Origin of the sequence: Xylanimonas ulmi (assembly GCF_004216535.1) — a bacterium.
Classification (GTDB): domain Bacteria; phylum Actinomycetota; class Actinomycetes; order Actinomycetales; family Cellulomonadaceae; genus Xylanimonas; species Xylanimonas ulmi.
The window spans coordinates 1-24,191 of record NZ_SGWX01000001.1; the positions used below are offsets into that span (position 1 = coordinate 1).

At 73.2% G+C, this 24,191-nt stretch carries 19 protein-coding genes, 1 tRNA gene and 1 pseudogene; 14 read left to right on the plus strand and 7 right to left on the minus strand.

The window, feature by feature from the left end:
- Together EV386_RS00005 and EV386_RS00010 are read left to right on the plus strand one after the other, a co-directional pair.
- Positions 1–622, plus strand: a 622-nt coding sequence (locus tag EV386_RS00005; RefSeq protein WP_130411183.1) for a RecB family exonuclease, incomplete at its 5' end; no start/stop codon positions are given.
- Entirely contained in the window at positions 619–4,158 is a 3,540-nt protein-coding gene (locus EV386_RS00010; RefSeq protein ID WP_423218949.1) for an ATP-dependent helicase, read from the plus strand. The genes EV386_RS00005 and EV386_RS00010, both read left to right, overlap by 4 nt.
- Before the next feature lie 27 nt (positions 4,159–4,185).
- On the opposite strand, the gene EV386_RS00015 is transcribed toward EV386_RS00010, so the two are convergent.
- Positions 4,186–5,106 (minus strand): phosphotransferase, encoded by a 921-nt coding sequence (locus EV386_RS00015; RefSeq protein ID WP_130411185.1) that lies wholly within the window; start codon positions 5,104–5,106, stop codon positions 4,186–4,188.
- Positions 5,107–5,205: 99 nt separating this feature from the next.
- On the opposite strand from EV386_RS00015, the gene nudC reads away from it, so the two are divergent.
- Positions 5,206–6,273, plus strand: a complete 1,068-nt coding sequence (nudC, locus tag EV386_RS00020; protein ID WP_242607750.1) for an NAD(+) diphosphatase — start codon at positions 5,206–5,208, stop codon at positions 6,271–6,273.
- Between the two features lie 2 nt (positions 6,274–6,275).
- Here nudC and EV386_RS00025 read toward each other — a convergent pair whose 3' ends face one another.
- Positions 6,276–6,542, minus strand: a complete 267-nt coding sequence (locus EV386_RS00025) for a mycoredoxin (protein WP_130411187.1) — start codon at positions 6,540–6,542, stop codon at positions 6,276–6,278.
- Positions 6,543–6,592: 50 nt separating this feature from the next.
- On the opposite strand from EV386_RS00025, the gene EV386_RS00030 reads away from it, so the two are divergent.
- The 3 genes from EV386_RS00030 (at position 6,593) to EV386_RS18795 (ending at position 9,488) form a co-directional block, all read left to right on the plus strand.
- Positions 6,593–8,635 (plus strand): ATP-dependent DNA helicase UvrD2, encoded by a 2,043-nt coding sequence (locus EV386_RS00030; protein WP_130411189.1) that lies wholly within the window; start codon positions 6,593–6,595, stop codon positions 8,633–8,635.
- Between the two features lie 106 nt (positions 8,636–8,741).
- A complete protein-coding gene (locus tag EV386_RS00035; protein ID WP_130411191.1) occupies positions 8,742–8,921 on the plus strand; it encodes a hypothetical protein in 180 nt (59 codons plus the stop codon).
- A 141-nt stretch (positions 8,922–9,062) separates the two neighbouring features.
- A complete protein-coding gene (locus EV386_RS18795; protein WP_278025397.1) occupies positions 9,063–9,488 on the plus strand; it encodes a WhiB family transcriptional regulator in 426 nt (141 codons plus the stop codon).
- Positions 9,489–9,491: 3 nt separating this feature from the next.
- On the opposite strand, the gene EV386_RS00045 is transcribed toward EV386_RS18795, so the two are convergent.
- Positions 9,492–10,535 carry a ThiF family adenylyltransferase gene (locus tag EV386_RS00045; protein ID WP_130411193.1) on the minus strand — a complete coding sequence of 348 codons (1,044 nt, stop codon included), beginning with the start codon at positions 10,533–10,535 and terminating at the stop codon, positions 9,492–9,494.
- A 116-nt stretch (positions 10,536–10,651) separates the two neighbouring features.
- Between EV386_RS00045 and EV386_RS00050 the strand changes: the two genes are divergently transcribed.
- A complete protein-coding gene (locus EV386_RS00050; RefSeq protein ID WP_130411195.1) occupies positions 10,652–11,161 on the plus strand; it encodes a SprT-like domain-containing protein in 510 nt (169 codons plus the stop codon).
- Positions 11,162–11,189: 28 nt separating this feature from the next.
- Here the strand turns inward: EV386_RS00050 and EV386_RS00055 are convergent, their stop codons facing one another.
- Positions 11,190–12,602 (minus strand): zinc-dependent metalloprotease, encoded by a 1,413-nt coding sequence (locus tag EV386_RS00055; protein WP_130411197.1) that lies wholly within the window; start codon positions 12,600–12,602, stop codon positions 11,190–11,192.
- Between the two features lie 161 nt (positions 12,603–12,763).
- On the opposite strand from EV386_RS00055, the gene EV386_RS00060 reads away from it, so the two are divergent.
- From EV386_RS00060 to EV386_RS00075, 4 genes are all read left to right on the plus strand, one after another.
- Complete coding sequence (locus EV386_RS00060; protein ID WP_130411199.1) at positions 12,764–13,828, plus strand: YlbL family protein; 1,065 nt, start codon at positions 12,764–12,766, stop codon at positions 13,826–13,828.
- A gap of 193 nt (positions 13,829–14,021) precedes the next feature.
- Positions 14,022–17,051: a UPF0182 family membrane protein gene (locus EV386_RS00065; RefSeq protein WP_130411201.1), complete on the plus strand. Its 3,030-nt coding sequence runs from the start codon at positions 14,022–14,024 to the stop codon at positions 17,049–17,051.
- A 98-nt stretch (positions 17,052–17,149) separates the two neighbouring features.
- A tRNA-Met gene (locus EV386_RS00070) sits at positions 17,150–17,223 on the plus strand.
- Between the two features lie 223 nt (positions 17,224–17,446).
- Positions 17,447–17,629, plus strand: coding sequence for a hypothetical protein (locus EV386_RS00075; RefSeq protein ID WP_165399780.1), 183 nt, complete (start codon positions 17,447–17,449; stop codon positions 17,627–17,629).
- Between the two features lie 79 nt (positions 17,630–17,708).
- Here EV386_RS00075 and EV386_RS00080 read toward each other — a convergent pair whose 3' ends face one another.
- The 3 genes and pseudogenes from EV386_RS00080 to EV386_RS18555 all read right to left on the minus strand — a co-directional run bounded on the left by EV386_RS00080 (position 17,709) and on the right by EV386_RS18555 (position 20,760).
- Positions 17,709–18,641 (minus strand): hypothetical protein, encoded by a 933-nt coding sequence (locus EV386_RS00080; RefSeq protein ID WP_130411205.1) that lies wholly within the window; start codon positions 18,639–18,641, stop codon positions 17,709–17,711.
- A 604-nt stretch (positions 18,642–19,245) separates the two neighbouring features.
- Positions 19,246–19,743, minus strand: a pseudogene (locus EV386_RS18550) (transposase); the annotation flags it as partial.
- A gap of 312 nt (positions 19,744–20,055) precedes the next feature.
- Positions 20,056–20,760, minus strand: coding sequence for a DUF1684 domain-containing protein (locus tag EV386_RS18555; protein ID WP_341272788.1), 705 nt, complete (start codon positions 20,758–20,760; stop codon positions 20,056–20,058).
- Between EV386_RS18555 and EV386_RS18885 the strand changes: the two genes are divergently transcribed.
- The 3 genes from EV386_RS18885 (at position 20,698) to EV386_RS00100 (ending at position 24,181) form a co-directional block, all read left to right on the plus strand.
- Positions 20,698–20,880 carry an ABC transporter ATP-binding protein gene (locus EV386_RS18885; RefSeq protein ID WP_341272789.1) on the plus strand — a complete coding sequence of 61 codons (183 nt, stop codon included), beginning with the start codon at positions 20,698–20,700 and terminating at the stop codon, positions 20,878–20,880. The genes EV386_RS18555 and EV386_RS18885 overlap by 63 nt on opposite strands.
- A gap of 4 nt (positions 20,881–20,884) precedes the next feature.
- Positions 20,885–21,085 (plus strand): DUF5302 domain-containing protein, encoded by a 201-nt coding sequence (locus EV386_RS00095; protein ID WP_130411209.1) that lies wholly within the window; start codon positions 20,885–20,887, stop codon positions 21,083–21,085.
- Positions 21,086–21,676: 591 nt separating this feature from the next.
- Positions 21,677–24,181: a DUF7927 domain-containing protein gene (locus EV386_RS00100; RefSeq protein ID WP_130411211.1), complete on the plus strand. Its 2,505-nt coding sequence runs from the start codon at positions 21,677–21,679 to the stop codon at positions 24,179–24,181.
- The last annotated feature ends 10 nt before the right edge of the window (positions 24,182–24,191 follow it).

A 24,191-nucleotide genomic window follows, 5' to 3' on the forward strand; every position in this document is an offset into this window, starting at 1 on the left:
CGCGGAGGACCTGCCGACGGGCTCACTGCACGAGCTCAAGGCCGAACTCGACCGCCGGTGGCCGCAGCTCGCGCTGCCGCCCGGCTGGCCAGCGCGGCAGCTGCGGCAGCGGGCCGAGCGCATGGTCGAACGCCTCGCCGACTACCTGGCCGACGCGGGCGCGCCGCTCGCGGTCGAGGCCGAGTTCGACCTTGAGGTGGGCCGGGCGCGGTTGCGCGGCAAGATCGACCGGGTCGAGGACGCGGGCGAGGGCGCGGCGATCGTCGCCGACCTCAAGACGGGGCGCAGCGCCCCGACCAAGGAGAAGGCGGCCACGCACCCGCAGCTCGGCGCGTACCAGCTCGCCGTCGAGGGCGGCGCGCTCGAACTGCCGCAGGGCACGCGCAGCGCGGGCGCCCGCCTCGTCTACGTCGGCGCCGACACGGTCCGAGCCACGCGCCGCGAGCAGCCCGCGCTGGTCCCCGAGCCCGACGGCACGAGTTGGGCCAGCGCCCTGGTCGCCGGAGCGGCCGATGCCATGGCCTCCGCGCGGTTCGCCGCGCACACCAATGACCTGTGCTCGATGTGCCCGGTGCGCCGGTCCTGCCCGTTGCGGCCTGAGGGAAGGGGAGTGGTCGCGTGAGCGGCGAGGACGAGCAGCGCGGGTTCGACGAGCTCGGGCACGCGTTCACCGGTGGGCTGTGGACCGGCGCCGAGGCGGCGGGCGCGTCGCTCGCGGACTGGTCGGCGCTCGACGCCGAGCCGGTCGAGGCCCCCGCGCCGGCCCCGACCCTCACCGCCCGCGAGATCGCGCGTCTCATCGGCCGTCATGAGCCGACCGACGAGCAGGTGGCCGTGATCGAGGCCCCGCTCACCCCGACGCTCGTGGTCGCGGGCGCGGGGTCCGGCAAGACCGAGACCATGGCCGCGCGCGTCGTCTGGCTCATCGCGAACGGGCTGGTCGAGCCCGAGCAGGTGCTCGGCCTGACCTTCACGCGCAAGGCGGCGGGCGAGCTGCAGACGCGTGTGACCTCCCGCCTGGCCCAGCTCGCCCGGGCGCGCGGACGGGCGCCGGGCGCCGACACCGCGATCGACCTGCTCGCGCGGCCCACGGTCGCGACCTACAACGCCTACGCCGCCTCGCTCGTCACCGACCACGGGCTGCGCCTGGGCGTGGAGCCCGGCTCACGGCTGCTCGGCGAGGCGAACCAGTGGCAGCTCGCGAGCCAGCTCGTCGAGTCCTGGGACATGGACCTGGGCACCGACCGCGCGGTGTCGAGCGTGGTGGGCGCCGTCATCTCGCTCGCAGGCGAGCTCGGCGAGCACCTCGTGCCCGTCGAGGACGCGCGCGCGGCGCTCGACGCGATGCTTGAACGGCTTGAGGCGCTGCCGCTCGGCACGCGGCAGCGCACACGCGGCGCCGACGTCGAGAAGCTGCTGCGCAGCCTGGGCGAACGCCGCAGCCTGCTCGACCTGGTCGCCGAATACCGACGCCGCAAGCGTGCGTCCGACGCCCTCGACTTCGGCGACCAGATCGCGTTCGGAGCCGACCTGGCCCGGTCGGTCCCGCACGTGGGCGAGGTGGAGCGCGCACGGTTCCGTGTGGTGCTCCTCGACGAGTACCAGGACACGTCGTACGCGCAGGTCGAACTGCTCGCCGGGCTGTTCGGCGGCGGCCACGCGGTCACCGCCGTGGGGGACCCGCACCAGTCGATCTACGGCTGGCGCGGCGCCTCGGCCTCGGGGCTCGCCCGCTTCCCCGAGCGGTTCCGCCGCGTCGACGGCGCACCGGCGCAGGTGCGCTACCTGTCGACGTCGTGGCGCAACGACGCCGCGGTGCTCACCGCCGCCAACGTGGCCTCGGCCCCGCTGCGCGCCCCCCGGCCCGCCGCCGCGCTGGTCGATCCTGTCGAGAGCACGTCGGCCGCGGTCCACGTCCCACCGCTGGCCCTGCGCCCGGGTGCGGGCCAGGGGGCGGTCGTCGCCCACGTCGCGGCGACCATCGAGGAGGAGGCCGAGACGGTCGCGCAGTGGGTCGCGGCGCGCTGGCGTCCGGGCTCGCATCCCGCCGGGCGCACGACGGCGGCGGTGCTGTGCCGGGCCCGGTCGCAGTTCGCGGCCGTCGAGGTCGCGCTGCGCCGCCGGGGCCTGCCGGTCGAGGTCGTCGGGCTGGGTGGGCTGCTGTCGACGCCCGAGGTCGTCGACGTCGTCGCGCTGCTCGAGGCGGTGCACGACCCGTCGCGCGGCGACTCGGTGCTGCGGCTGCTGACGGGACCGCGCGTCAACCTGGGCGCCGCGGACCTGCACGCGCTCGGCTCGTGGGCGCACGACCTCGCGCGTGCCGACGACCCGCGCCGTGCCGCGGCCTGGCTCGGCCGCTCGGGGCGCGACGGTGATGATGAGCCGAGCGGACCGGACGATCCCGCCGTGGTCGAGGGCGACGTCGTCGACCATCGCTCGCTCGTGGACGCGCTCGACGACCTGCCGGCCCCCGGCCGCGCCGCGCGCGACGGACGTGTGCTGAGTGCGGCGGGTCACGCCCGCCTGACGGCGCTCGGCGGGGTGCTGCGCGGCCTGCGTGGACTGACCTACCTGTCGCTGCCCGAGCTCGTGGTCCAGGCCGAGCGCGCGCTGGGCCTGGACGTCGAGGTCGCCACGGCCGATGTGCTGGGGCAGGTCGTGCCCGACGCGGGCGAGCGCGTCAGTCGCCGGGGGCGCGAGCACCTGGACGCGTTCCGCGACGTCGCCGCGACGTTCGCGCAGTCGGCCGACGTCGCGACGCTCGGCGCCTTCCTCGCCTGGCTCGGCGTCGCCCAGGCGCAGGAGCGCGGCCTCGACCTGCCGGTGCGCGAGCCCGACCCGGACGCCGTCCAGGTCATCACGGCGCACGCCGCCAAGGGCCTGGAGTGGGACGTCGTCGCGGTGCCGGGCCTGGTCGACGGCGTGTTCCCCACGATCGCGCAGACGTCCTCGGGGCAGCGCGCCGACTCCGGGTGGCTGACCGACGTCGGCGCGCTGCCGTACCCGCTGCGCGGCGACGCCGCGGACCTGCCCGTGTTCGGCTGGGCCGCGGCCGCGGACACGCGCGAGCTGGAGGAGCGTCGGGTCGAGTTCCGCCTGGCGTGCGGTGAGCACGCGCTCGCCGAGGAGCGCCGGCTCGCGTACGTCGCGTTCACCCGCGCGCGCCGCGAGCTGCTGCTGGCGGCGCACTGGTGGGGCGCCGCGGCCAAGCCGCGCAGGCTCTCACCGTTCCTGACCGAGCTCGTTGAGGCGGGAGTGGTCGAGGAGGGCGGCTGGAGCGCGCAGCCCGAGCCGGGTGAGGGCAACCCGCGCGACGCCGACGAGGTCACCGCCTCGTGGCCCGCGCCCGACGACGCAGACGGAGCCTCGCCGCGCGACGTGCTGCGCCAGGGCGCGGGGCTGGTCGACGCCGCGGCCGCCGCGCGCGCGGATCGGCCGGCGGGCGAGCTCAGCGCGCCCGCGGGTGTGCTGCGCGACGCGTCAGGCCACGACGTCGTCGAGCTCGCGCGCATGCTGCTGGCCGAGCGTGACGAGCGATCGGGCCACCGGGTCGAGCTGCCCGCGCACATCTCGGCCTCGGGCCTGGTGCGGCTGGCGGCCGACCGCGAGGCGTTCGCGCTGCAACTGCGCCGTCCCGTGCCCACCCAGCCCACGGTCCACGCGCGCCGCGGCACCCGCTTCCACGAGTGGGTCGAGCGGCACTTCACGTCGTCGTCGCTGCTCGACCTGGAGGACCTGCCCGGCGCCGACGACGCCGACCTGCCGGGCGACGCGGACCTCGACGCGCTCAAGGAGCGGTTCCTGGCGAGCGAGTGGGCCCACCGCACGCCGATCGCCGTCGAGCAGGACGTCGAGACGCCGATCGCCGGGGTCATGACCCGCTCGCGGATGGACGCCGTGTTCCCGGACCCGGAGCGCGGCCCGGACGCCGTCGTCGTCGTCGACTGGAAGACCGGGCGCCCGCCCGCCGACGACGAGGCGCGCGCGGCGCGCGAGGTCCAGCTCGCGGTGTACCGGCTGGCGTGGTCGCGCTGGACGGGCCTGCCGCTCGACCGGGTCAGCGCCGCGTTCTGCTACGTCGCGGCGGGTCAGACGGTGCGCCCCGAACGGCTGCGCACCGAGTCGGAGCTGGAGGCGCTCATCACCGCCGGCGCGTGACGCGGGCTCGGGCCCGATCGGACTCGCTCAGACCGCGTCCTCGCGCGTGGCCTCGTCCAGGTCCGCGAGCATCGCCTCGGCGTCGGCGACCACCTCGGGCAGGCCCTGGCGCACACCGTGCAGCAGCCAGCGCGCGAGCGCGAGCTCGCCGACGAGCAGCGCGCGGTCGACCAACCGCGGGTCCTGCAGCTCGGTGCGACGCAACTGGTAGGCCTCCATGATCGAGTCGACCGACTCGGGCGGCGCCGCGACCAGCAGCCAGGCGAGGTCGTCGGCGGGGTCGGCCACGCGCGCATCCGACCACCCGGTGACCGCGATGACGCGCCCGCCTGCGACGAGCACCTGGTCGGCCGCCAGGTCGCCGTGCACCACGACGGGCCGGAACCGCCACAGGGCGACGTCCTCGAGGGCCGCCTCCCAGCGGCGCAGGAGCGCGGTCGGGACGCGGCCGGTCGTGGCCGCCTCGTCGAGCTCGACCAGGCGCCGCTCGCGGTAGGTCTCGGCGGTGTAGGACGGCAGGCCGCACGTCTCGACGACCGAGGCGGGCAGCTCGTGGACGGCCGCGAGGGTGCGTCCGAGGTCGGCCGCGAGCCCGGGTCCCGGCGTCAGCGACTCGATGTCGAGCGGGGCGCCCGCGATGTGCTTGTGCACGACGGCGTGGCCACCCTCGGGCAGCAGCGCGGACCCGGCGATGCGGGGGACGGCGAAGGGCAGCACGCCCGCCTCGTGGTACCGGTGCAGCGCGTCGAGCAGCCCCATCTCGGCCTCGAGCGCGGCGCCGGCCACCGCCGACTGAGGCGCGCGCACCTCCCACAGCGTCCCGTCGCTCGCGGTCACGACGGCGACGTCGTACTCACCGGGCGCGTCCTCCTGACGGACCGCTCGGGCGTCGAGGCCCGGAACGGCCGCCGTGGCGAGCGCGGCGAGGGCGAGGGCGGAGCGTGGCACGTGACCACCGTAGCGGCGTTCCGGGCGCGTCCCGGCCTCCGGGCGCGCGTGTCGGCTCCGGTGCGACGACGGCGCCCGCGGCGCCGCTACGGTCGTGGTGTGCCCACACCCCTTGGCGCCGTGGCGGCCCTCGACCTGCCGTTCGCCCGCGCCCGCCACGACCGGGCGGCAGCGCGCCGCGACACCCCCGACCTGCTCGAGCGCCTGTGCGCGGACCCCGCCACGCGCGTGCTGGTGCTGCACGGCGACCGGCTCGCCGTCGTCGGCGATCCCGCGCGCCTGGCCGTGGTCGGGCCCGCCGGCCTGCCCGCCCCACTCGACGCGAGCCCCACGCCGCCCCCGCACCTGGACGCGGCTGACGACCCGGCCGACGCCCCGCGTGACGCGCCGCGCGAGGAGGGGCCGCCGCTGTGGCTGTTCCTGGGCGAGCACGACGGCGTCGCGTACACGGCGCTGGCGGCGCCGCAGACGACGTCCGCGCTCGCCATGCTCTCGGCGGCCGCCGCCGACGCCGCCGACGCGGGGGAGCCGCGTGGCGTTGCGTGGGCGACGCTGCGCGAGCTCGACGCGCTCGACGACCTGCACCAGGGCCTCGCCACGCAAGCCGTCGCGCTCGCGAACTGGCATGCGGTGCACGCGTTCTGCCCGCGTTGCGGCGCCCCGACGCGCGTGCGCGACGCCGGCTGGGTGCGCTGGTGCCCGGTCGAGGACCGCGAGCTGTACCCGCGCACCGACCCGGCGGTGATCATGGCCGTGGTCGACGACGCCGACCGGATCCTGCTGGGCCACGCGGCGCACTGGCCCGCGGCGCGATTCTCGACGCTCGCGGGCTTCGTCGAGCCCGGTGAGAGCCTGGAGCAGGCGGTGCGCCGTGAGGTCGCCGAGGAGGCCGGGGTGCGCGTCGGGGCGGGCGCCGACGACGTCGTCTACCGCGGGTCGCAGACCTGGCCGTTCCCGGCCTCGCTCATGCTGGGCTTCCGGGCGCGGGTCGAGGGCGTCGGGGCCGATGTCACGCCCGACGGCGTCGAGCTCACGGACGTGCGCTGGCTCACGCGAGCGGCGCTGTCGGCCGCGCTGGCGTCGGGCGACGTCGTCCTGCCACCACGCCTGTCGATCGCGCGGGCGCTCATCGAGGAGTGGCACGGCGGGCGCCTGCCTGGCGCCTGAGGTCAGCCGGCGAGCGCCCGCTTGACGTCGGCGAGCGACGGGTTGGTCGCGGCCGAGCCGTCGGGGAACACGACGGTCGGCACCGTGCGGTTGCCGCCGTTGACCTGCTCGACGAACGCCGCCGTCTCGGGCTGGTCCTCGATGTCGATCTCGGTGTAGCCGATGCCCGCGGAGTCGAGCTGCGTCTTGAGCCGGCGGCAGTAGCCGCACCACGTCGTCGAGTACATGGTGATGGAGCCGGGGGCGGGCAGCGTGGGGGCGGCGGTCATGTGTCCTCCAGAGTCGGACGTGTCAGGTGCGGCTGCAAGAATCGCGTGCGATGTCATCCGTCGCCAACTCCGCCGCGTCCTTCGGTCATCCCGACGCGATCCTCGACGCGCTCGACCCCGAGCAGCGTGAGGTCGCCACGGCCCTGCACGGGCCCGTCGTCGTGCTCGCCGGGGCCGGCACCGGCAAGACGCGCGCGATCACGCACCGCATCGCCTATGGCGTGCGCTCGGGCGTCTACAAGCCGACGACGGTGCTGGCCGTGACGTTCACGGCGCGGGCCGCGGGGGAGATGCGCACGCGCCTGCGCGACCTGGGCGTGGTCGGCGTGCAGGCTCGCACGTTCCACGCCGCGGCGCTGCGCCAGCTCGGGTACTTCTGGCCGCGCGTCATCGGCGGCGCGCCGAGCCGGATCGTGGAGCACAAGGCGGCGCTGGTCGCCGAGGCGGCGCGGCTCGTGGGGGTGAGCGTGGACCGCGTCGCGGTGCGCGACCTGGCCTCGGAGATCGAATGGGCCAAGGTGAGCCTGGTCGCCGCCGAGGACTACGCGCGCCGTGCCCTGGCCGAGGGGCGCCCGGCGCCCGCGGGCTTCGACCACCAGCAGGTCGCGCGGCTGGCGACCGCGTACGAGGAGGTCAAGGGCGAGCGCGGGGTCATGGACTTCGAGGACGTGCTGCAGATCCTCGCGGGCATCCTCGCCGAGAACCGGACGGTCGCCGAGGAGGTGCGGGCGCAGTACCGCCACTTCGTGGTCGACGAGTACCAGGACGTCTCGCCGCTCCAGCAGTTCTTGCTCGACCAGTGGCTCGGTGACCGCTCCGACCTGTGTGTGGTCGGCGACCCGTCGCAGACGATCTACTCGTTCACGGGCGCGAGCCCGCGCTACCTGCTCGACTTCCGCAAGCGCTTCCCGCGGGCGCACGAGGTGCGGCTGGTGCGCGACTACCGCTCGACGCCCCAGGTGGTGCGCCTGGCCAACGAGCTGCTGCGCCGCGGGCGTGTCACGGGGGCGCTCGAACTGCGCGCGCAGCGCCCCGCGGGCCCGCCCGTCGCCTTCACGGCGTACGACGACGACGACGCCGAGGCCGCGGGCGTCGCCGCGAAGGCGGCCCGGCTCGTGGCGGAGGGCATGCGCGCGAGCGAGATCGCCGTGCTGTACCGCACCAACGCGCAGTCGCAGGCGTTCGAGGCGGCGCTCGCGGACGCGGGGGTCGGCTACCAGGTGCGCGGCGGCGAGCGGTTCTTCCAGCGCAAGGAGGTGCGCGACGCCATCGTGCTGCTGCGCGGCGCCGCGCGATCGGCGGACCCGGACCAGCCGATGCCCGAGCAGGTGCGCGACGTGTTGACCTCGGCCGGCTGGTCGCCCGCGCCCCCGGCCGCGCGTGGCGCGGCGCGCGAGCGGTGGGACGCGATGGCGGCGCTCGTCGGGCTGGCCGACGACCTCGCGCGCACCGGCCCGGCGACGATCGCGAGCCTGGTCGCGGAGTTGGAGGAGCGCGCGGCGGCGCAGCACGCGCCGACGGTCGACGGCGTCACGCTCGCGTCGCTGCACGCGGCCAAGGGCCTGGAGTGGGACGCCGTCTTCCTGGCGGGGATGAACGAGGGGCTCATGCCGATCTCGCTTGCGGAGACCGACGACGCGGTCGCCGAGGAGCGGCGCCTGCTGTACGTGGGCGTCACACGCGCCCGGGTGCGCCTGGAGGTGTCGTACGCGCGCTCACGCGCCCCGGGCGGTCGCGCGAGCCGCAAGCGCACGCGGTTCCTCGACGACCTGTGGCCCGAGGCGGGCGGGGTCCGGCGCTCCGCGGCGCGCAGCCGCCCGCGTGAGCTGTTGACAGGGGAGCACGACGCCGCGCTGTTCGAGGCGCTGCGCGAGTGGCGCCGCCAGGTCGCGGCCGAGAACGACCAGCCCGCCTACACCGTGCTGACCGACCAGGTGCTCGCCGCGGTCGCCGAGGTGCGCCCCACCTCGACCATGCAACTGGCCCGGATCCAGGGCATCGGCCCGGTGAAGATCGACCGGTACGGGGCCGCCGTGCTGGCCGTCGTGGCGCGCTCCGACGACGCGTCGGGCGACGCGTCGAAGAAGTTCTGAAAAAAGATGTGGCATTCGCGGCGAGGGGCCCTATCCTCGGAGAGTCCCTGACCGAGGGGCGCACGCCGCAAGGCGCGCGTCCGAGCGCATAAAGGAGGTGGAACCTGTGGAGACCATGAACATGACGACGGCGCACTTCGAGCTCACGCATGCCCCCAGCTACGACGTGACGTCCCGTCCGCGTCGGCGTGACGCCATTGATCCGTTCGGCGCCAAGCGCGCTGGGCTCGGCGGCGACCGCCTCGCCATCGCACTCGACTCCGCCCCTGGGAGAAGTCCGGTCTAGCCGGAGTTCCAGGCCGCGGAGTCCTCCCAGGACCCGCGGCCTTTGTTCTCGGCGACGAGGACGGCGCACTCCGATGAGTGCGCGCCGTTCCGCAGGTCCTGAAAGAGCCACCACTGACTTTCAGCACCTGACGGAGGAACCGTGCGACTCGCGCACCTACTGGACGAGCGACACCTGGAGATGGCTCCTGGCGCCGCCGCCTGGACTCCCCACCAACCCCTGCCCAGCGCCTCGAACGGCTTGAGCGCCGCGAGCGCTGGGACTGTCCACACCCCCACGCAGGCGGGGGCCAGCGGCGTCGACCTGGAGTTCGACGCCGTGATGAGCAGCGTTCTGCCGTGCCGGTCGCACGACCCGGAGCTGTGGTTCGCCGAGCACACCGCGCAGGTCGAGCAGGCCAAGGCCCTGTGCCGCACCTGCCCGCTGCGCGAGGGTTGCCTCGCCGGCGCCCTGGAGCGCGCCGAGCCCTGGGGCGTGTGGGGCGGCGAGGTCTTCGTCGACGGCGCCATCGTGGCCCGCAAGCGCGGGCGCGGGCGGCCCCGCAAGTCGGAGAGCCAGGCTGCGTGACCCTCACTCACGGCTGAGGGTCACGCAGCCGCACCGCCGGTGCGGCCGTAGCTCGCGGGCCAGCGGCAGCACCTGGGGCAGGGCGAGCTCGACGAGCGATCCGGCCGACGCCGGCCGGATCCCGTCCAGGTGCGCGAGCACCTGGGCGCTGGCCACCGCCGCGGCGCCCGCGGCCAGCGCCGTCTCCTGTGGCGGCTCGCTCACCTGCCGCAGTTGCGCGGCCAGCGCGGGCCAGGCGGGGTCCTCGTCGGCCCGGTGCAGGTCGGCGCACCGCGCGCACGCGGTGACCCCCGGCAGCACGAACGGCCCCACGACGACGTCGGCCTCGCGCACCGTCACCGTCAGGTGCGCCACCCCCTCGCCCATGAGCCGCGCGTAGCGTGCGGGCGCCGGCGCGTGCGCCTCCACCAGGACGACGACGTCGGCGGCGCCGTCGGGCAGCACGCGCGTGCGCGGCGCGACGCGTGCGACCGCCTCGCCCAGCGCGGCGCCACGGGGCCGCCCGACGTCGGTGGGGGCGTAGGCGCCCAGGCCCAGGTCGGTGGTCAGGACGGGCGCGCGGTCGCGCGCGACGAGTGTGCCGACCCCGGCCGTCGCCAGCTCCACAGCGAGCGCCGCGCCGAGGCGGCCCAGGCCGGCGACGGCCACCGACGCCCGCGCGCGGCCGGCGAGCGTGCGCCTGCCCGCGCCGTCGGCGCGCAGCGCGCCGAGTGCGGGGGCGTCGGCGGCGCCGTCGCCGACCGCGGCCACCGCGGCCACCGCCTCGCCCGCGGGCGGCGCCGGGTGCAGGAAGCCGCCGCGGCGCAGCACGCCGACGATCTCGCAGCGGCGCGCGGGCGTCACCCCGAGCCGGTCGGCCGACGCGACGGGGGAGGTGTGCCGGCGTGTGGCCAGGTCGCGCAGCCAGGTCACCTCGGCCGGGTCGAGCCCGGCCAGCCGCAGCGCCCACCGCGGGTCGGTGCCGAGCTGCACCTCGCCGCCGCCGCGGTCGAGCACGGGTGTGCCGGAGCGCAGCCGCAGCCGCGCGAGGGTCTGGTCCGAGGTCACCGCGTCAGGGTGCCAGCCGCGGCCGATCGACGTCGGGCGTCATCCACAGGCCCGCACGTGGCCGGTCTGGGTGTGTGAATGACCACAAGGAGGGAACATTTCGGTACGGTCGGGATGTGGCCACTGACGCGCGCTCGTCCGTCGAGGTCCGTCGCAGCCGGCGGCGGACCGCCACGGTGAGCGCGTACCGCGAGGGTGACCGCACCATCGTCGCCATTCCCGCCCGCTTCTCCCGCGCCCAGGAGCAGGAGTGGGTCGCCAAGATGCTCGCGCGGCTCGAGAGCAAGGAGCGGCGGCGGCGGCCCAGCGACGACCAGCTCATCGCGCGCGCCCACGACCTGTCCGAGCGCTACCTCGACGGCAAGGCCGAGCCCTCCAGCGTGCGCTGGTCGGACAACCAGGGGCGGCGCTGGGGCTCGTGCACGCTGACCGACCGCTCGATCCGCATCTCGACGCGTGTGCGGGGGATGCCCTCGTGGGTGCTCGACTACGTGCTGCTGCACGAGTTGGCCCACCTGCTGCACGCGGGCCACGGGCCCGAGTTCTGGCGGCTGCTGGAGGCCTACCCGCGCACGGATCGCGCCCGCGGGTTCCTTGAGGGCGTCTCGTTCTCGCAGGACGACTGAGCCGCCCCTGGCGCCCGGGCGACGGCGGTCAGTCGTCGCCCAGCAGGTCGGCCAGGGCTTGGTCGAGCTCGCTGTCGGCCATGGCCTGGGCCGCGCGCCGGGCGAGGTAGCCCGCCGGGTCGTCCAGGTCGAGCGGCCCGGGCAGCAGGTCGGGGTGGTCCCACACGGCGTCGCGCCCCTCGGCGCCGCCCGCCGTGTACACGTGCGCGAACAGCGCCGCCGCGTCGCGCGATCGGCGCGGGCGCAGCTCCAGGCCCACGAGCGAGGCGAAGGTCTGCTCGGCCGGCCCGCCCGCGGCCCGACGTCGTCGCAGCATCTCGCGCAGAGGCACCGCGTGCGGCAGGTGGGGCAGCGCGGCCTGCGCGCTGACCTCGTCGACCCAACCCTCGACCAGCGCGAGCGCCGTCTCCAGCCGCAGCAGCGTGGCCTTCTGCTCGGGCGTCGGCTGCACGCCGAACACCCCGCCGCCCGACAGCGCGCGCCGCAACTGGTCCGGATCGGCAGGGTCGACGTCGCGCACCTGCTCCTCCAGTGTGTCCAGGTCGATCGTGATGCCGCGCGCGTACTGCTCGACCAGGCCGGTCAGGTGCGCGCGCACCCACGGCACGTGTGTGAACAGGCGGGCGTGCGCCGCCTCGCGCACCGCGAGGAACAGACGGACCTCGTCCGCGGGAGCGTCCAGGCCCTCGGCGAACGCGGCGACGTTGGTCGGCACCAGCGCGGTTCCCGGGTCGGGCAGCAGCGGCAGCCCGACGTCGGTCGCGCCGAACACCTCGCGCGAGAGCGTGCCCGCGGCCTGGCCCACCTGCATGCCGAACGCCGCCGCGCCCAGCCGGCGCATCACCTGGCCCGGCTCGAGCCCGCCCAGGCCGAGCTGCTCCAGGCCCAGCTCCTCGCCGCCCGCGAGGCCCGGCAGCTGCACGCCCAGGTCGACGTCCTCGGGGAGCTGGTCGCCCAGCACCGTGGCGAGCGCGTCGGCCATCGACGCCGCGACCGGCGCCACCAGGCGGCTCCACGCAGGCAGCGTCGCCTCGACCCACTCCGAGCGACTCCACGCGTGCGCCTGCCCGCCCGACGGCGGCAGCGTCGTCGCCGCGTCGAGCCACAGCTCGGCGACTCTCAGAGCGTCCGTGGCCGCCTTGGCCTGGCCGGCCGTGAGCGACGGGTCGCCCTCGGCGATCGCCACCTGGCGCGCCAGGTCGTGGGCCACGCTCGTGTTGACGGGTCCGTCGCCCGGCGTAGACAGCAGGCGCTGGACCTGGGCGAGCACCTGCCGCATGGCCGCCGAGTCGGGCAGCGGGCCGTCGCCCATCAGGGCGGACGGATCCAGCCCCTGGGCGCGCATCTGCGCCAGAACCTCGTCCGCGCGGTCGCCGAAGAGCTGACCCAGCAGCTCAAGCAGTCGGCGCTCGCGGTCGTCGGCGTCGTCGGGGTGGGTCATCGCGCTGCTCCTCGGGTGGCGCTCACATGCTCGCCCGGAGAGCCGGGCTCGGTGTTTCACCGTAACCACGACGACGACGCGGCGTGCGCCGCGGTTCCCCCTTTCGCCCACAGCGGAGCCACGTGTCCGCGAGCGCTCGTCGCGGCAGGGATGATGGGTCGGTGGCTTCGACACAACCTCGCACCCGGCTGCTCACCGGCTCGCTCCTGGTCACCGCCGCGCTTGCCGCCGCGACCCTGGTGCTGCCGACCGGATTCGTCGTGCGCGGCCCCGGACCCACCGAGGACACGCTCGGCGCCCAGAACGATGTCCCGCTGGTCGAGATCACCGGCGCGGACACCTACCCGGGGTCGGGTGAGCTGCTGCTGACCACGGTGTCGGTGGGCGGGGGCCCGGTGAGCGACGTGTTCGCCGCCGACGTCCTGTACGCCTGGGCCTCGCCGCAGCGCGCGGTGCTGCCCACGGAGGCGGTGTTCGCCGTCGGGACCACGCGAGAGCAGCAGCAACAGCAGAGCCAGTTGCAGATGACCACCTCGCAGCAGTCGGCCACGGCCGCCGCGCTGACCGAGCTCGGGTTCGAGGTGCCCGCGACGCTCACCATCGAGGGAGCGGTGACCGGCTCGCCCGCGGACGGCGTCGTCGAGCAGGGCGACGTCATCCGCACGCTCAACGGTGAGGCCGTCACGTCACACGGCGACCTGCTGTCCGATCTGGCGAAGGTCACGCCCGGCGACGACGTCGTGCTCGGCGTCGAGCGCGACGGGGTCAGCAAGGACCTCGCCGTCACCACCAGCGACGGAACCACGCCCGACGGCGGACGCCGGGCCGCGCTCAATGTGTTCGTCTCGTCCCAGTTCGACTTCCCGATCGACGTCTCGATCCGCATCGACGACATCGGCGGACCGAGCGCCGGGATGATGTTCGCGCTCGCGATCATCGACCGGCTCACACCCGAGGACGAGCTCGACGGCCAGGTCGTCGCCGGCACCGGCACGATCGACGTCGACGGCGTCGTGGGGCCGATCGGCGGCATCGAGCAGAAGATGCACGGCGCCCTGCGCGACGGCGCCGGTTGGTTCCTCGCGCCCGAGGCCAACTGCGACGAGGTCGTCGGGAACGTGCCCGACGGGCTGCGGGTCGTCGAGGTCTCGACGCTCGCGCAGGCGCGCGACGCCATCATCGCGATCGGGGCGGGCGACGGCGACGCGCTGCCGACCTGCTCCTGAGGCCCCGCGCCGCGCGCCCGGGCGAGCCGGCGCGGCCCCGCCGCGGCCTCGCTTTGGCGACAGTGCGAGCGGCTCGCCGTGCCCTGCGTGCTACCACGCAGGCGACAACGGTGGGAACCTGGGGCGACCCGAGGACGTTAGCCCAGACGGCCGCGTCTGCCACGCGGCCCGCATCCATCCGAGGTAGGTACTCGTGTCGTTCGCACCACCCCGCCGTCCATCGCCGTCCGCGCGGCGCCGTCCCAGCCCGATCGCCATCACGGTCATCGTGCTCGCCGCCCTGGTCGCGGCCGTGCTGCTGCTCGCCCAGTTCTGGACCGAGGTGATGTGGTTCCAGGCGCTCGACTTCGGGCGCGTCATCTGGACCCAGTGGATCGCGCGAGCCGTGCTGTTCGTCATCGGGTTCGCCCTGATGTCGTCCGCCGTGTACTGGTCGTTCCGGATCGCCTACCGCTCACGGCCCATCTACGCCCCCTCGACGCCCGAGCAGGCGACGCTCGACCAGTACCGCGAGGCCGTCGAGCCGCTGCGGCGGGTCGTGATGGTCGCGGCCCCGGTGATCGTGGGGTTCTTCGCGGGCGTCGCCGCGGCGTCGCAGTGGCGCACGGCGCTGCTCGCGGTCAACGCGGTGCCGTTCGGCACACGCGACCCGCAGTTCAAGATCGACCTGAGCTTCTACGTCTTCCAGCTGCCCGCGCTGCGGTTCGCGCTGAGCCTGCTCATCGCCGTCGTCATCGTCTCGGGGATCGCCGCGCTGCTGACGCACTACCTGTACGGGGGCCTGCGCGTCGGCCCGCTGCAACAGGGCGCCGAGCGCACCACGCGCGCCGCGCGCGTCCAGCTCGCCGTGACCGCGGCGGCGCTCATGCTGCTGCTGGCCGTGAACTACTGGCTCGACACGTACTCGCTGCTGACGTCGGCGGGCGACAAGTTCGACGGCGCCACCTACTCCGACGTGCACGCCGTGATCCCGTCCAAGGTGATCCTCGCGGGCGTCGCGGTGCTCGTCGCCATCGCGTTCGTCATCGCCGCCGTGCGCGGCAACTGGCGCCTGCCCGCGATCGGGGTGGGCCTCATGGTCGTCTCGGCCATCGCGATCGGCGGCGTCTACCCGTGGGTCGTCCAGCGCTTCCAGGTCAACCCCAACGCGCAGGAGCTCGAGACCCCGTACATCCAGCGCAATATCGACGCCACGCTCACCGCGTTCGGGCTCGACGACATCACGACGCGGCAGTACGACGCGGCGACGACGGCCGAGGCCGGGGCGCTGCGGCAGGACGCCGAGACGACGGCGTCGATCCGCCTGCTCGACCCGCAGATCGTCAGCCCGTCGTTCCGCCAACTCCAGCAGAACAAGCAGTACTACAACTTCACCGACAACCTCGCGGTCGACCGGTACGAGATCGACGGTGAGTCGCGAGACACCGTCATCGCGGTGCGCGAGCTCAACCTCGCCGGCCTGGGCGCGTCGCAGCGCAACTGGGTCAACGACCACACGGTGTTCACGCACGGCTACGGCGTCGTCGCCGCCTATGGCAACCAGACCGGCCCCGACGGGCGACCCGCGTTCTTCGAGGGCGGCATCCCGACGCAGGGCTCGCTGACCGACTCCCAGGAGTACGAGCCGCGCATCTACTTCAGCCCGCAGACCACGACCTACTCGATCGTCGGCGCCCCCGAGGGCGCCAACGCGTGGGAGCTCGACTACCAGGCCGACGACGACCAGGGCGGCGGCCAGGTCAACACCACCTTCCCGACGAGCCAGGCCACGGCCGGGCCGGGCATCGGCTCGATCTGGAGCAAGCTGCTGTACGCCGTGAAGTTCGGCTCGCAGGAGATCCTGTTCTCCGACCGCGTCACCGGCGAGTCGCAGATCCTCTACGACCGCAACCCGCAGGAGCGCGTCGCCAAGGTCGCGCCCTGGCTGACGCTCGACAACCGCATGTATCCCGCCGTCGTCGACGGGCGCGTCAAGTGGATCATCGACGCGTACACGACGTCGCAGGCCTACCCGTACTCCACGTCGACGCCGGTGAGCGAGTCGATCGCCGACTCGCTGACCTCCCCGCAGGGCCTGCCGCTGCAGCTGCCGGAGAGCGTCAACTACATCCGCAACTCGGTCAAGGCGACCGTCGACGCCTATGACGGCACGGTGACCCTGTACGCGTGGGAGCCGAACGACCCGGTGCTCCAGGCGTGGGAGAAGGTCTTCCCGGGCGCGGTCGAGCCGATGTCCGAGATCTCGGGCGACCTCATGAGCCACCTGCGCTACCCCGAGGACCTGTTCAAGGTGCAGCGCACGCTCCTGGAGAAGTACCACGTCACCGACGCCGGCCAGTTCTTCTCGGGCCAGGACTTCTGGAAGACCCCGCAGGACCCGACCACGGCGTCGGGCGCGACCCCCGCGACCGGCACGACGGCGGGACCGCTGCAGCCGCCGTACTACCTGACGCTGCAGATGCCCGGGCAGGACTCGGCGGCGTTCTCGCTGACCAGCCTGTTCATCCCCGGCGGCCAGTCCGACCGGCAGATCCTCACCGGGTTCCTCGCGGTCGACGCCGAGGCCGGATCGGAGCAAGGGGTCAAGGCCGACGGCTACGGCAAGCTCAGGCTGCTGGCCATGCCGCGCGACAACACCGTGCCCGGACCCGGCCAGGTGCAGACCAACTTCAACACCAACACGACCATCTCCACGCAGCTCAACGTGCTGGAGATCGGCTCGTCGGTGATCAAGCGCGGCAACCAGCTCACGCTGCCCATCGGCGGCGGCCTGCTGTACGTGCAGCCGGTCTACATCCAGTCCGCGTCGGGCACGCAGTTCCCCCTGCTGCGCAAGGTGCTGGTGGCGTTCGGCGACTCGATCGGGTTCGCCGACACGCTCGACGAGGCGCTCGACCAGGTGTTCCAGGGCGACTCGGGCGCCACCGCGGGCGACGCCGGCGAGGCGCCCGACGAGGTGCCCGTGATCCCGACGGAGCCGCCAGCGGGCGAGGAGACGCCCACACCGTCCCCCGGCGACGCGACGACCCCGCCGCCCGCCACGGGCGACGCCCGCAGCCAGCTCAACCAGGCGCTGACGGACGCGAACAAGGCGATGCAGGACGGCCAGGCGGCCCTCAAGGACGGCGACTTCGCCGCCTACGGCGAGGCGCAGGACCGGCTGCAGGACGCCCTGGAGCGCGCCGTCGCGGCCGACCAGGCGCTGGGCGACACTGCGGGGTGAGCGTGTGACCTCCGTCGCAGGAGGTCGTGACCTGCGGCCCGACCCCGGGAGCGGATTTGGAGGTTCCCGGGGTCGTGCCGTAATGTTCTGGGAGTCGACGCGGGGTGGAGCAGCTCGGTAGCTCGCTGGGCTCATAACCCAGAGGTCGCAGGTTCAAATCCTGCCCCCGCTACGAAAAAGGGCCCCTGACCAGGCAGAACGCCAGGTCAGGGGCCCTTCACTTTGCCCTCAGAACGCGAAAGTCCGTTCAAAAGTACGTACAGAGAGCTGAACGGGCCCCAGAACCGTCACCGATGTCCACAGACATGACAACCGGCGAGGGTCGCCACACTGAGAGTGTGCCGATACGCGACGGCGCGGAGCAGGCTTCGGCCAACGCGCGCGACTGTCAGTCGGTGACGACGCCGGACGCGCTGATCCCGGCCCGGGTGTGGCTCACGGCTCGGCAGACCGGCGAGTTCGAAGCCGACGGGCGCGCGGTCGCGTGGACGCCTCGCCAGGTGCGCGCGCGGTACGACGACCCGCACGGCCGCACCGGTTACGCGTGGGTGTGGTCGTCAGCCGTGACCCGGCGCTGAGGGGCGGCATGAGCCCGGATGACAGCGGCGCGGCCCGCCCCGATCACCCGAGGCGGGCCGCGCTGGCATCTGATTGTCGTCAGGGCGTCACAGACACCTCGAAGGTCGCGCCGTCGGGCAGGGCGCCCGCGCCGAAGAACGACGTCTCGAACCTGGCGCTGCCACCGGCCGGGAGCCGGTCGATGAATGTGAACGTGCTGCCGACGATCTCGCCCTCGGCGTTGCGGGCGACCACCGCCACGCGCAGCGAGGTCTGGTCCTCGGCGAACGTCGACGTCACGACGCCGGACACGCGTGTGGAGAACCGGTCGGTGGTCGAGTCGACGTCCGAGACGTCGAACGAGCCGATGCTGTCCGGGCGGATCGTGTTGGCCCGGGTGGGCTCCGGCCCGCGGACGTTCAACTCGGCGATGTCGTTGTCGCCGATCGAGAGGAAGGACCCCTCGATGACGGTGCGCCCGGGCAGGAGCGTGGCGAACGCGCTCGACGAGTCGAGGATGACGCCGTCCGCGTCCAGCGCCTCCACGGTGATGCGCGATCCGAGGCCGCCGGAGCGGGCGAAGACGAGGTCGGGGTTCGGGTTGTCGACGACGACGACGTACCACCAGCGCGACCCGTCGTCGCCGAAGGCGTGCTCGACGACGTTCAGCGGCTCGACGTCGGACGTGGCGGCGGCGTCCTCGGCGTCGGTCCCCGCGTCCGCCTCGGCGTCCGGGTCGGCGTCGTCGTCGGTCGGGTCGAGCGGCTGCCACGTGGACAGGTCGTCGGCCGCGTCCACGGTGTCGTCCGCCGCGCTGAGGAACGCGACGTTGATGGCGACGCCGACGACGAGGGCGGCCGAGCCCAGGATGACACCGGCCAGCGCCAGCCTCCTCCCGGCGCCGAGCCTCGCGGCCGCGCGCAGCCCGACGAAGGCCAGCACCGCGCCGACGACGCCCATGACGACGGCGCCGATGCCGAGCACAGGGACGACCGAACCGAGCAGGCCGAGCAGCGCCAGGATGAACCCCACGGTGGCCATCCCGTTGCCGGGCTTGGCGGACGCGGGGGGCGGGCTGACCGGGGCGGTCAGGTCAGGGGCGGGGGCAGGGGCAGCGACACTGGTTACTCCTGTGGGTGGGACCGGCGCTCCGGTCGTACCGGGAGTTCCTATCAGCCGGGCGCCGGGCCCCCAGTGCCACGGGCGCGATGCGGACGCGGTTGTGGCTCACGCTCCGCTCGCCCGTCGCCGCGGCGCACCGCCACGGCGCGCCGTGCGTCGAGGTGGCTGATCGCGGCGTCCCCGATCCGGGCCAGGCTGTGCCGCTCGTCAGAGTCCACGTCTCCGTACTTGGAGCCGTCCACGCCGCGGAACCTCACGTGGTCCTATACCTCACGGACCACCGCGTCGAGCAGGCGGGCGCGGCCGAGCCGGGCCGAGTTCGGCAGCAGGAAGCGCACCTGCGCGGCGATGTCGGCGATGTCGGCGGCTTTCACGCCCAGGAGAGTGGGCGTCCCGCGCGCCGAGGGCGGGCGGGAGCCCGTCAGACGAGCCGGTAGCGGACCGAGTCACCAGCCGCTCCGCGCGGGGCGGGAAAGGGGCCCAGTCGGACACGTCGCCGTGCCCGTGGGCGGCGGGCGCAGCCGATGAGCACGGACCCGAGGGCGGTCTTGGGCCGGCGCGCGCGTGGGAGATGACGAGCTGGACCCCGCCCAGGCCGCGGGCCGAAGGCGCCGCTGGAACGCGGTCCAGAACGTGCCGTCCTCGGAGTCGTCCACGTCGAACCCGAGGACCGCACGGCGCTCGTCGGCGCGCGCTCCGGTCGCGGTCACGACGGCCTGGGACACGATCTGCCCGCCCTTGCCCGTGCCCAGAGCAGCGACGGGAAGAACGACCGTTCGCAGCTTCGGGATCCGCAGGTCCAGGTCACCAGTCGTGGTCGTGAGCATCCGATACCGGGTCCGGGTGCGCTGGGTTGTGCGCGCACTGGTGCGTTCGAACGGGCCGCGCTGATCACGTCGGTCGCCTCCGCATCGATCAGCTCCTGGTAGAGCGTTTGGGTCGCGACCCTGATCCGGGCGCCATCGTGCGATGTGCCCTTCCGTGAGTTCCCTAGTCCGGTCTCACTGACCATCGCACGATGGCCTTCTACGTCGTGGCCATGACGCTCAGGCCCGAGGAACCCACCACCCCCGGGACGTCACCTGGCGACGGTGGTCGGGGCGGGTTTGAGTGCTCTGGCCGGATCAGCGACAACGTGGGTGCTGGTGCGGGTGAGTGCTGGTGGCAGTACCACTCGACGGCGCGGCGTTGGTGGTCGGACGTCATCCCGCGGTGGCGGCGTAGTAGGTCGCCCAACTTGAAGAGCGCGCGATTGGCTCCGCATTTGGAGAGACCGATGCCGAGGAGTCGCACCGGGCACGGCTCGGCGAATGGCCTGCCACGCCTACGCGGTGGCGAAGCGGGGCTTCTTCTCTCCGGCTCGCACGGGCGTCGTGGCGAAGCGGTTGGACGGCGGCGCCAGTGGGCAGTTGAACTGGTCGCTGAAGCCGCACGGGGGGACGACGGCGCGGTTGAAGTCGAGGACGACATCGGCCGTGCGATCGCGCTCGCCTTCGGGGAGCGCGACGTGGAGGAACCGGCCCGCGCCGTACGTCTCCGAACCCGTCGTCGCGTCGGCGAAGACAACGAGGAGCGTGTCGCCATTGTCGAGCGTCGTCAGCCGGTGGTCGGCTTCGCCGACCCGCACCACAATCTGGCCGGGGGCGTCGTGGGTTCGGGTGCGGCCGCCGTCGCGCAGATGCTCGAACGCGGCGGTCGCGCCGACCGGATTGGGCTCGTAGCGGCCGCTGAGAATCCACGACGGGTCGTACGGATACGTGTCGACCCCCTCGAAGGGATCGCGCGCGCGATCTCGGTGCGCCCCGCGTTCATCATGTGCGACGAGCCCGTCTCGGCGCTGGACGTGTCGATCCAGGCCCAGATCGTGCGGTTGCTGCGGTCGTTGCAGTCCGACCTCGGGCTGACGTACCTGTTCATCTCGCACGACCTGTCCGTAGTCCGTGACATCGCGACCCGCGTGGCCGTCATGTACCGAGGGAAGGTGGTCGAGGTCGGCCCGACGGAGCAGATCTTCACCGACCCGCAGCACGAGTACACGCGTGCGTTGCTCTCCGCGATCCCGATCGCCGACCCTCGCCGGGCCCGGGCGTGGCAGACTCGCCTTGGTCCGTCTGGGCCGCGAGGGCAACAAGGCAGACAAGAGGACTGATCGCATGCCGTCCGACGACACGCACGAAGCACCGACGAGGCCCACGCCGTCGCAGGAGGCGAGAGCGAAGTTCCGCGAGGCTCTTGAGCGCAAGGCGTCGGCCACCACGCGCCACAACGAGGGGCAGCGCAACCGCGGCTCCGTCACGGGCTCCGAAACGTCAGGACCCACCCAGCGCAGGTTCCGTCGCAAGAGCGGCGGCTGACCGACCCCGGCAGGTCGCGGCCTGCACGCGTTCCGAGATGACGGCCCCCGCAGCCGATTGCTGCGGGGGCCGTCATGTCCGCAGGGCCGGTGGCGGGGCCCGGTGGCGCTCCGCGGGATCGGCGACGACGCCGGCGCCGTGACGTCCTCGGGGTTGTGCCCGGCGAGTCTGCCCGCGATCTCATCGCGCGCCGTCTGAGCGACGGCTCCAGTTCGATGACCCGACGCGGCCGTACCCGCGCCCGCCGGACAGGTGCGCTGTGGGGAACCTCACCGGGCAGCGTCCCGGCGCCGGCGTCAGACCAGCAGCTCGGACGGCGTCGGTCTCATTGAGGAGATCAGGTCCGTGGGGGCGGACCGTTGGCGCCTGCGGCTGTTCGCGGCCTTGAGCGCCGATCGAGCTTGAGGAAGGGGAACCACAATGGTGTGGACCACAAGGCTCTTCACGCAGGGGAGGTCTGCCGACTCGGTCGGCGGGCCACGACGAAGCGGACCACGACGAGGCGGACCGTGCTGGCCGCACGCCCTCGGCGCGCAGGGGCGATCGCGACGAAAGGCACGTCTCTGGGTGCGCAGGCTCGGGGCGGCGATCATGAGCGCATTGCTCGGCGTCGGCCTTGTGATCACACCGGTGGGTCCGAGCGTCGCGGCCGGAACCGGGACTCGTCTCGACATCGAGAACCAGTTCATCTCGGTGGGCACGGCGTTCGGCGTCTACGTTCCCGAGGGCGGGACGCTTGACCTCGACCTGCACATCTTCGCTCACCGGGACACCGACCGGTCGGTCCCGAGTCTGCGCATCATCGTCACCTCGCCGTCAGGCGAGCGCACGGAGTTCAATCCGGAGATCACGCCTCAGGTCGTCAAGAAGCAGTGGTTCCGCAAGGCGAACCTGAGCGACACGTCGGCGGGTGTCTGGTCGATCGCCGCATTTGGTGGCAGTCCGCTGGCGCAGATCCCGACGATTGACGCCGACGCCCGAGTTCCGTCCCGTCGGGTCTATTACGGCCCCGAGAGCGCGATCACACCGCGGGACGCCTCCGGTGCGGCCCTTGACGGTCACGTGTGGGCTGAGGTGCTCACAGGGTGGAACGACTCGAAAGAGTATGGCAAGTTCAAGAACGCCCCCGCGGTCGCCGGCTCAGACCGCACCCTCTATCACCTTTCGAGACTCGGTGTGCTCTATCAGTCGATCGAGCACGGATTCGATGGGATCTACTCCAGTCTCCTGACCGACAATTACGGCGTGGTTGGCGCGGGGACGTGCGCGCGCACGTACAAGTCGAGCATCTTGACCAAGCCGCCCCGGGCCTCCGCTGCGTGTCCCGGGTTTGTCCAGTATCGGATTTTTCTTGAGCCGCCCAGCGCTGACCTTCCGACGCAGACGGCGAAATGGTTCGACGGTCGAACCGAGGACACCTGGGTGAGGCCGATCTACGCCCCCACGAGCCTCGAGTCGGTGCGATATGCGCCGGATGGCGCGCGCTTGGCGGCGTCGCAGTGGGGAGGCGTGTTCACGGCCGAGGCGACGGGCATGGAGGGCAACCTCGTCACAGAGATCGACACCAATGGAAATGGCGTCTACACCGACGCGGTGGACACCCGTCTGGAGTCGATCGGCGTTCCCGGGGGAACACTGAAGGTCACGTGGGATGGGAAGAACGGCAAAGGGGAGCAGTTGTCCTTGAATGCTCCGGTGCGCGCGCGCTTGAGTTGGGATATGGCCGCAGAGATCCATATCCTCTCCATGGACATCGAAGCTCGGACCGAGGGGATCGAGATCAAGATGCTCGAAGGACCTCGTCCGGGAGACCAGATCGTCCGCTGGGATGACAGTGAAGTCGCGGCCGATCTCGCTGGCGTGGCGGTTGTGGGTGTGCGCCCCGATCCGATCTCCACGGGCGGTCCTTCGGAGAACGGAGTCGACTCCGCGGGCGGAGTGCACCGGTGGGGCGAGTACATCGTCAGCGCGAACAAGGTCGCACCCATCCCCGGCTCCTGGGCCGATCACTCCATGATCGACGACTACAACATCTTCGTCGAGCACTCCGAGATCGAACTCGCGCTGGACGCCGCAATCGCGATCAGCAAGGCCTCCTCGCACGACGCGGCGGCCGGCGCCCTCGCCCCGGGCGACGTGGTGACCCACACCGTCGAGATGCGCAACTCGGGCAGCCTCGACCTTCCCGGGCAGACGGTCGTCGACGACGTGAGCGATGTCCTGACGCGCGGTGACGTCGTCGTGGACTCGCTTCAGGCATCGAGCGGAGCGGCCGTCTTTGACGCGAAGGCGAAGGCGATCCGATGGACCGGGGATCTGGGCCGAGCCGGCGTCACGGAGGACCCCGACGTTCCCGACACGGTGACGGTCTCCTATCGAGTCTCGGTCAAGGCGACTGAGGGGATCGTGACGGACGGGGAGGTGGTCGACAACGCCTGCGTCGAGGGCCGGGTCGGCGACGACGGGGCCGCGTTCTGTGACAGTGTGCGCGACCCCGTCGACTTCCCGGCGTGGGGGTTGGACCTGACCAAGGTGGGCAGGAACCTCGACGGCTCGGTGACCACCGGGCTCGAAGGCGCCGGTTTCGAGTTGCGCGTCGACGACGGCGGGGCCCCGGGGGACATGGCGACGAGGACCGTCGTGAACGACGTCGCGCACACGACGTCGGCGCAGGACGTCACGATCGACGCGGTCGTCGACACCCCAGGCCTCTATCGGGCGCGCGCGGTTCCACCGGGCACGTATTGGCTTGTCGAGGTGCAGCCCCCGCCCCCGTACGCGCTGGCGGCGAACCCGGTCTGCCTGCGGGCGACGGCTGATCGGGTTGACGGCGTGTGGGCACAGCGCCTCACGCTGTGTGAGGGCAGTGACACGCTGGTCTCGACACCTCAGGTGGTGGTCGATGGGAGCGACGGGTCGGATGCCCAGTTCGCGCTCACCTTCACCAACAACCATCCCCTCACCATGCCGCGCACCGGTGGGTCGGACGGGACGCGCCTGGTCTCGCTGGCCGCCGGATCCCTCGCGATCGCCGTGATGGGAGTGTCCATCTGGCGTCGCAGGAGGCCCACGGTGATGTCGCGGGGGGATCAGTGAGCCTCTGAGG